Annotated in this window: 7 protein-coding genes; 4 read left to right on the top strand and 3 right to left on the bottom strand. The window is 58.6% G+C overall.

Annotation, left to right across the window (positions count from 1 at the left end):
* Window positions 1-57: 57 nt before the first annotated feature.
* Together ABJK70_RS17745 and ABJK70_RS17740 are read right to left on the bottom strand one after the other, a co-directional pair.
* A complete protein-coding gene (locus ABJK70_RS17745) occupies window positions 58-2,190 on the bottom strand; it encodes an ATP-binding protein (protein ID WP_347258636.1) in 2,133 nt (710 codons plus the stop codon).
* A 43-nt stretch (window positions 2,191-2,233) separates the two neighbouring features.
* Window positions 2,234-3,790, bottom strand: a complete 1,557-nt coding sequence (locus ABJK70_RS17740) for a glucan biosynthesis protein (protein ID WP_156880150.1) — start codon at window positions 3,788-3,790, stop codon at window positions 2,234-2,236.
* A gap of 214 nt (window positions 3,791-4,004) precedes the next feature.
* Between ABJK70_RS17740 and ABJK70_RS17735 the strand changes: the two genes are divergently transcribed.
* The 3 genes from ABJK70_RS17735 to ABJK70_RS17725 are packed head-to-tail and all read left to right on the top strand — an operon-like array spanning window position 4,005 to window position 5,644.
* On the top strand, window positions 4,005-4,769 hold the full coding sequence (locus tag ABJK70_RS17735; RefSeq protein ID WP_086134671.1) for a Nif3-like dinuclear metal center hexameric protein: 765 nt from the start codon (window positions 4,005-4,007) through the stop codon (window positions 4,767-4,769).
* A gap of 6 nt (window positions 4,770-4,775) precedes the next feature.
* A complete protein-coding gene (locus ABJK70_RS17730; protein ID WP_077730733.1) occupies window positions 4,776-5,150 on the top strand; it encodes a GIY-YIG nuclease family protein in 375 nt (124 codons plus the stop codon).
* Window positions 5,144-5,644, top strand: coding sequence for a GNAT family N-acetyltransferase (locus ABJK70_RS17725; RefSeq protein WP_168183851.1), 501 nt, complete (start codon window positions 5,144-5,146; stop codon window positions 5,642-5,644). The genes ABJK70_RS17730 and ABJK70_RS17725 overlap by 7 nt, the downstream gene beginning before the upstream one ends.
* A gap of 135 nt (window positions 5,645-5,779) precedes the next feature.
* On the opposite strand, the gene ABJK70_RS17720 is transcribed toward ABJK70_RS17725, so the two are convergent.
* Window positions 5,780-6,214, bottom strand: coding sequence for a hypothetical protein (locus tag ABJK70_RS17720; RefSeq protein WP_347258635.1), 435 nt, complete (start codon window positions 6,212-6,214; stop codon window positions 5,780-5,782).
* A 204-nt stretch (window positions 6,215-6,418) separates the two neighbouring features.
* Between ABJK70_RS17720 and ABJK70_RS17715 the strand changes: the two genes are divergently transcribed.
* Complete coding sequence (locus ABJK70_RS17715) at window positions 6,419-6,883, top strand: metallophosphoesterase family protein (RefSeq protein WP_347258634.1); 465 nt, start codon at window positions 6,419-6,421, stop codon at window positions 6,881-6,883.
* The last annotated feature ends 45 nt before the right edge of the window (window positions 6,884-6,928 follow it).

Raw genomic sequence — 6,928 nt, 5'->3', positions numbered from 1 at the left:
TTATAGCCTTCCAGTTCCAGCAACTGCGACGTCAGCATCCTCAGTGCCGGATCGTTTTCAACCACAAGGATTGTTTTCATCATGCTCCCCCCTTAACGGTATCCGTACCAGAAACCGGGTTCCTTTTCCCAATTCGCTGGTGTAGGTAATGTCGCCGCCGTGCAGCTCTATGCATTTCTTGACGATGGCGAGTCCCAACCCCGTACCCTGGATATTGTTGACATTGCGGGCGCGGTGAAAGGTATTGAAGAGATTCGCCCGGTCTTCCGGCGGGATGCCGACCCCCCGGTCGGCTACTTCGAAAACGAGCCCCGCGGCGTCGCGGGTGCAGACCAGACTGACGGTGGACCCCTTGGGCGAAAATTTGACGCCGTTGCTGATCAGATTCAGGATGATTTGGCGCAAGAGGTGGGTGTCAACCAAGGCCGGCGCGGGATGCCCGGTCGCGGTGAACTCGATGTCGTGTTCCCGGCCGACCCCGGTTCTTACCTCCTTGAGCAATTGCTCGCAGAAGTCGTCCACATCGGTCGGCTGCGGATTGAATTGCAGATGGCCGGTATCGGACTTGCCTATGAACAACACCTCTTCCAGCATTCGGGTCATATTCTTGACGGCCGTTTTGATCATACCGAGCAATTCGGCCTTCTTATCCGAGGCGAGGCGCTCGCCATAGGCTTCCAGCAGTTCGGTGGAGGACAGAATGGCGGTCAGGGGCGTGCGGAATTCGTGGGAGGTCATGGACACGAAGCGGGATTTGAGTTCGTTGAGTTCCTGCTCCCGCGCCAACGCTTTCCGCACCTCGGCCTCGGCCTGGCGAAGGTCCGCTTCCGCCTGGGTCCGGTTTGCGGCTTCGAGGGTGAGCGCCACCAAATTGCCGATGGACAGGGCAAAACCGACTTCCTCGGCGGTCCATGTACGCGCAGTTCCCATGTGCTCGTGGCAAACCACCGCCACGACCCGCCCGTCCAGCCATACCGGGACGTCGAGCATGGAGGTGATCCCCAGGGGTGCGAGGTAATGGTCGCGGAATTCGACGGTTGCCGGATCGGTCCAGGCGTCATTGGCCACCACCGGCCGGTTGGAAATGATGGCGGCATAGTACTGCGGATATCCGCTCATCCCGAAACCGCCGAGTTCCGATTCCGGTACGGTATCGTCGGACTCGGCGCGGTAGATGATTTCCGGCCGCAGAGCCACGTCGTCCTCGCGCTCTTCGAAGCGGCCGAATACCATTCGCCCCAGACCCAAGGTGTAGGCCGCGGTTCTGAGGATGCGCAGGAGCGACCCCTTGTAATCGGTCTTATCCATGCGGGCCAGTTCGAACAGCACCGTGCGGAAGCGGAGCGCCCGCTCCGCCGTTTCCGCAGCGCCCTGCATGGCCCGCTTGCGCTCGGTGATGTCGCGCAGAAAGGCGCTGAAGCGATACCCTTCCGCGCAGCGTACCGGCCACACCGAGAGTTCGATGGGGAATTCCTCGCCGGCGCTATTGAGAGCCGAGAGCTCGATGGTCCGGTTGAGCACGGTGCCTTGTCCCGTGGCGAGGAAGCGCTTCAAACCGGCCTCGTGAGCCTCCCGGTAGCGATGCGGAATGATGAACTCGGACAGTCGGCCGCCGATCATTTGATCGCGTGGCCAACCGAAAATGCGTTCGGCCGCTCCGTTCCATTCCTTGATGATGCCATGCCGGTCAATGGTGACTACCGCTTCCGCGGAGGACTCGATCATCAACCGCATCAGCTCGGTGCGCTCGGCGATGCGCTCTTCCAGCTCCCGATTGAGCCGGTACAGTTCGTCCTGGGCGGCGCGGCTGTCGTAACCGCCGGCCGCCTCGGCCAAGATCCAGTCCACCCGGCCGGTATCGTCCCGCACCGGCCGCAGTGACAGATCGACCTGTAGCCAATGGTTTCCAGCACTGCGTACCGTGGTAATGAGCCGTATGGTTTCACCTGCGGCGGTTCGGGCGATGGCTTCCCGGATTTCCTGCTGTTTGGCGGGATCGTCGTACCACCAGGGGCCCTGCCAGAACGGCTTGCCTACAGCCGCTCCCCGACCGACCGGAACGGATTCGAAGGCTGCGCGGTTCACTTCCGCGACCACGCCGTTTGGCCGCAACACGGCGGTCAGCACGAAACCGGCCTCGAAAAAGCCGCCCGGTGCGGGTTGATTTTCAAGTTCAATACGTTTGTGCAAGTTCGGTATGGATTTGGATCAGGATTTAGTGCGCCGCCGCTTTTTATGCTGCCGGCGTCCATTGATAAAGCCAGGTTTCGGTCAGCGCGCCCAGTTCGTCCCGAAGATAGCAACGTAGGTCGACCGGCTCGCTGCCGTCGCTTATCAAGTCGAAATTGCAGCGCCAGGCGTTGGTGCCCCTCAGCGGACGTGCCGCCGGTTCCTTGATTTGTCCACGGGAGGTTGTAATGATCGGCTCGACCTTGGCGGTTTCCGGCAGGTCGCTCAGCCGGCCGCCTTCGAAGTCAATGACGAACTTGCGAGATGGAATGCGGTTCTTTTGTCCGGGAATGCCGCCTGCTCCGATACGGGTGGCAACCACCTTGGCTGCACGGGAACTGACCGGCGGCTCGCCCCAGTGCAATCGATATTTGAATACTCGCTCCTGGCCCGGCTGGAATAGTTCCTCCGGACTCCAAAAAACGACGATGTTGTCGAAGGTCTCGTCAGCCGTCGGGATCTCCACCAACTGCACGGCACCTCGACCCCACCCATCGAGCGGTTCCACCCAAGCGGAAGGACGTAGATGGTAGTTGGCGCCATCGTCCAGATAATGGTCGAAGTTGCGATCCCGCTGCAACAGACCAAATCCTTTTGGGTTGTTGTCCACGAACGAATTGACGCGCACCACAGGGCTGTTGACCAGGGGGCGCCAAATCCATTCGTCGGTGCCGGCCCATAAGGCCAACCCGTCGCTATCGTGGATTTCCGGGCGGAAGTCGTCGGACACCCGGCGGTCGTTCTCGCCGTGCTGATACATGGATGTCAACGGGGCTATGCCGATCCGCTCGATCGATTCGCGCGGAAATAAGTGGGCTTCGATTTCCATGACCGTCGTATCCCCCGGATTGACTTCGAAGGTGTACGCGCCGGTGACGCTGGGGCTGTCGAGCAGCGCGTGGATGGTTACGAACTCGGCCTTGGGCGACGGCCTCTCCAGCCAGAAACGGCGGAATTCGGGAAATTCTTCGGGGCGCGGCAGCCCAGTGTCGACGGCCAATCCGCGCGCCGACAGGCCGTACTGCTTGGTGCCGCCGACGGCGCGGAAATAGCTCGCCCCGAGGAAGGCGAACATATCGCGTTCGAAGTCCGGCTCGGCATTGACGCGGAATCCGGCAAAACCGATGTCGCCGACTTTTCGGGGCCTTTCGAGTTTCGACCCGAACTCGAACAGGTCGGTCGAATACTCTATGGGTTCAGCCACGCCGTGGACGACCTCGTAGATCTCGACGGGGTGTTTGAAGAACAAGCCAAGGTGGAAAAGTCTTGCTTGGAACGGCAGATCTTGCTTGGCCCAGATCGAATGCTTGGTTTTGAAGCGGATCGATTGGTAGTCATCCCAATCCAGATTGGCGATCCAGGCCGGCAATTTTTCTTTGGGCGGATCGAAAGGTTTCCGGGAAAGCCGCTTGGCTTCCTCGATAAGCCATGCCTTGCTGAATGGCTTGGGTCCTGCTTTGCCTTTAGCTTCCGCGAGAGGCGTATAAAGCGCCGCCGGGCTGAGCACCCCCCATGCCGCCAGAGTCAGCAAACGCGCCAATAAGTCTCTTCGAGTCATCATGCTGTTACATCAATGAGAAATGAAGGTACGCAATCTAACGATCTTCCGACGTTACGTCCAGAGCCCAGAAAGCCCGTATGCGCCTGATGAAGAATGCGGTAGCTTCCCTCGGGCTGAGCTAATAGCGCTATCATGGGGAGCACGGCCGCCGCTGACGGCAGCGGTTTGCAGAATCGAGAACGCAGGAGGGCCAGTCAAAGATGGGGGCGTGCCAATGGTGATGCGAGATGATTTGGAAGCATTCTTGAAAGAACTCTTAAAACCGCAGGATTTCGCGGACTACGGCCCCAATGGCCTGCAAATCGAAGGGAGCGAGCGGATCGAGCGTATCGCGTTTGCCGTTTCGGCTACGGCGCACTCGGCATTCGCTGCGGCGGAACGAGGCGCTCAAGCGCTGATCGTGCACCACGGACTCTTCTGGAAGTTCCATGGCCCGAAAACCCTGACCGGCCCTTTCGCCCGGCGCGTTTTCCCGCTGGTGCGCAACCATGTCAGCCTGTTCGCTTATCATCTCCCGCTCGATGCCCATCCGGAAGTGGGCAATGCCGCCAGCCTGGGGCGGGCCATCGGTCTGGGCGAGCAGCAATCTTTCGGTGATTACCAACGTTGCCCGACCGGCATCAAGGGAGTGTTTGCCGAGCCGCTAAGCGCCGCCGCATTGCGGGACAGATTGGGCGCGGTGCTCGACCATCCGGTGCTGTTCGCAACCCCCGATGAAAGAGCGATTGTTCGGTCGTGCGGGATCATTACGGGCGGTGCGAACCGGGATTGGCCCTTGGCCTTGCAAGACGGGCTCGATGCCTACGTCACCGGCGAGATGAGCGAACACGACTGGCACGAGGCGCAAGAGGCCGGAATGCACATGTACGCGGGCGGCCACAACGCTACCGAACGCTTCGGCGTTCAAGCCTTGATGGAAAGGGTGCAGGATACTTTCGATGTCGAGTGTTTCTTTATTCCCAGCGACAATCCGGCATGATCGATCATGGCGTTTTCGACCTACCAGTTACTGATTCACGTCTCCGAAAACCTCCGAATCCGGATAGGGCAACTCGGCACCTTCGATTTTCCCACAGGCCGTTACATTTATACCGGGAGCGCGAAACGTAACTTCGAAGCGAGAATCACGCGGCATTTGGCCAAGAGCAAACGGCTGCGCTGGCATATCGACTATTTATTGGCCGCTTCCGGCGTCGATGTCGTGGACGTGCTAAGGTTTGACGCGTCCGAATGCGAGGTCAATCGTCGCACCGCAGGTCGCGTTATCGTCAACCGCTTCGGAGCCGGCGATTGCCGATCGGGTTGCGGCAGTCACCTCAAGTATCGAGCGGCCGGAGAGACTGTTGGGGAGCCATGCTGAGCATCGTTTCTGCCCAACCCGAAGATGCCGAAGCCATCGCCGAAATGGCTCTGGATATATGGCGACGCCATTATTATCCGGACGTGCTGACCCAGGATGAGATCGAGCATTTTTGGAATCGCATGTATCGGCCTGAAGCGATACGAAGCGAAATGGAGCGCGGAGTCGTTTACGAACGGATCATGCTGGACGGTGAAATGGTCGGTTTTCTCGCTTATCACCACCATCTGGAGCAGATGCGTATGCGGCTCAACAAGCTTTATCTTTTGCCGCAATTTCACGGGCGGGGATACGGCGCGTCCGCGCTGGCGCACGTCAAGGCCGTCGCGGCACGCTTAGGGGCCCGCGAGATTTATCTTTACGTGTTCAGGAAGAACGATAGGGCAGTCCGTGCCTATCTTCGGGCCGGTTTCGTCATCGTCCGCGCAGAAATAGCCGAAGGCGGCGATGGTTTCTATTACGATGACTACGTGATGTGCTGTACGCTTGATTGAAGCGGGCGGTCCGCGGCTAAGCAACTGGGCATCCAGAGCACCGAGATGTGAGCTGGGCCGACGCCATCCTTGGCTTTTGGATTCCGAATCACAAACGGTTGCTTTAGCTGCAACCCTATTGTCTTCAGCCGCTCGTTATTGCGCGGGCGTTCCATGCTGCATCTGTTGGCCGCCCTGCATCGGTCCGCCGTGCTGCATTTGACCGCCGCCATGCTGTCTCATCTGCTGCATCATTTGCTGATGCTGCGCGTGGTGTTCTCGCATGAGTTTCCGTTGTTCTTCTTTCAGTCGCTCCCGTTCTTTGTCGTCTTTGGCGGCGATGATCTGGTTCATGAGTTCGTGCATTTTCAGCATGTGATCCTGGGCTTGCCGAATGTGCTGTTCTCGTTGTTCCTCGGTCATGTTTCCCATCATGCCGCCCATGCCCCCCATCATTCCACCCATACCCCCCATGCCACCCATTTGGTGCTGACCGGTAGACTGTTGAGACGCGTGTTGTTCGGCGAAGCCGGTTGAACAAATCGGAGAAATCAACAATGCGGCAGCGATGCATTTCAAAGTTGTTTTCATAATGATCTCCTCCTAACGATGAGCTGATTAAACTGTCGACTCTGGTCCGCCGTCTTACGTGACATACGTTCCATCTTTTCAAAGTAGCAGCTAATGGACGGATGCACCATAGGCGGGAGCGGTTCGGAAACCGTCGTCCCCAAATAACATGAGGACATCATCTGAGCCGGCCGAGTTCAAGTCTGGAACCTATTTGGAACCCTAATGCGTTTTATCGGCGTTATTTCGGATACTCATGGTTTGATGCGACCTGAAGCGATAACCGCGCTTGGAGGCTGCGATCTGATTCTTCATGCCGGCGACATCGGTCGTCCCGAAGTGCTCGATACATTGCGATCCATTGCGCCGGTCGTCGCCGTTCGTGGAAACGTCGATAAGGGGGCATGGGCGGAGCCGCTTCCGGAACGGGAAGTTGTTCGTATCGATGGCCGTTGCATCTATCTCTTGCACAACCTGAAAGAGTTGAATCTGAACCCGGCGGCAGCCGGATTCGCCGCCGTGGTTTCAGGGCATTCCCATCAGCCGAAGATCCTTAAAGAAGGCGGGGTTTGTTATCTGAACCCCGGGAGTGCGGGACCGCGGCGGTTCAAATTGCCGGTTTCGATCGGGCGTTTGGTGCTCTCGGACGGAGAACTGTGCGGTGAGATCGTTGAACTCGATGTTTATTAATCAGGCCCGTAAATACCAGGAGGGTATTTACGGGCCGCTGCCAAG

The organism is Methylocaldum sp. (assembly GCF_039794385.1).
Lineage (GTDB): Bacteria > Pseudomonadota > Gammaproteobacteria > Methylococcales > Methylococcaceae > Methylocaldum.
The sequence above is the reverse complement of the archived record's forward strand: the minus strand, read 5'-3'. Positions and strand labels throughout refer to the sequence as shown.

Excerpts from the sequence above, each read along its gene's own strand:
- ABJK70_RS17740 (WP_156880150.1), bottom strand. The coding sequence starts at position 3,790 with ATGATGACTCGAAGAGACTTATTGGCGCGTTTGCTGACTCTGGCGGCA.
- ABJK70_RS17720 (WP_347258635.1), bottom strand. The coding sequence starts at position 6,214 with ATGAAAACAACTTTGAAATGCATCGCTGCCGCATTGTTGATTTCTCCG.
- ABJK70_RS17735 (WP_086134671.1), top strand. The coding sequence starts at position 4,005 with ATGGTGATGCGAGATGATTTGGAAGCATTCTTGAAAGAACTCTTAAAA.
- ABJK70_RS17715 (WP_347258634.1), top strand. The coding sequence starts at position 6,419 with ATGCGTTTTATCGGCGTTATTTCGGATACTCATGGTTTGATGCGACCT.
- ABJK70_RS17730 (WP_077730733.1), top strand. The coding sequence starts at position 4,776 with ATGGCGTTTTCGACCTACCAGTTACTGATTCACGTCTCCGAAAACCTC.
- ABJK70_RS17725 (WP_168183851.1), top strand. The coding sequence starts at position 5,144 with ATGCTGAGCATCGTTTCTGCCCAACCCGAAGATGCCGAAGCCATCGCC.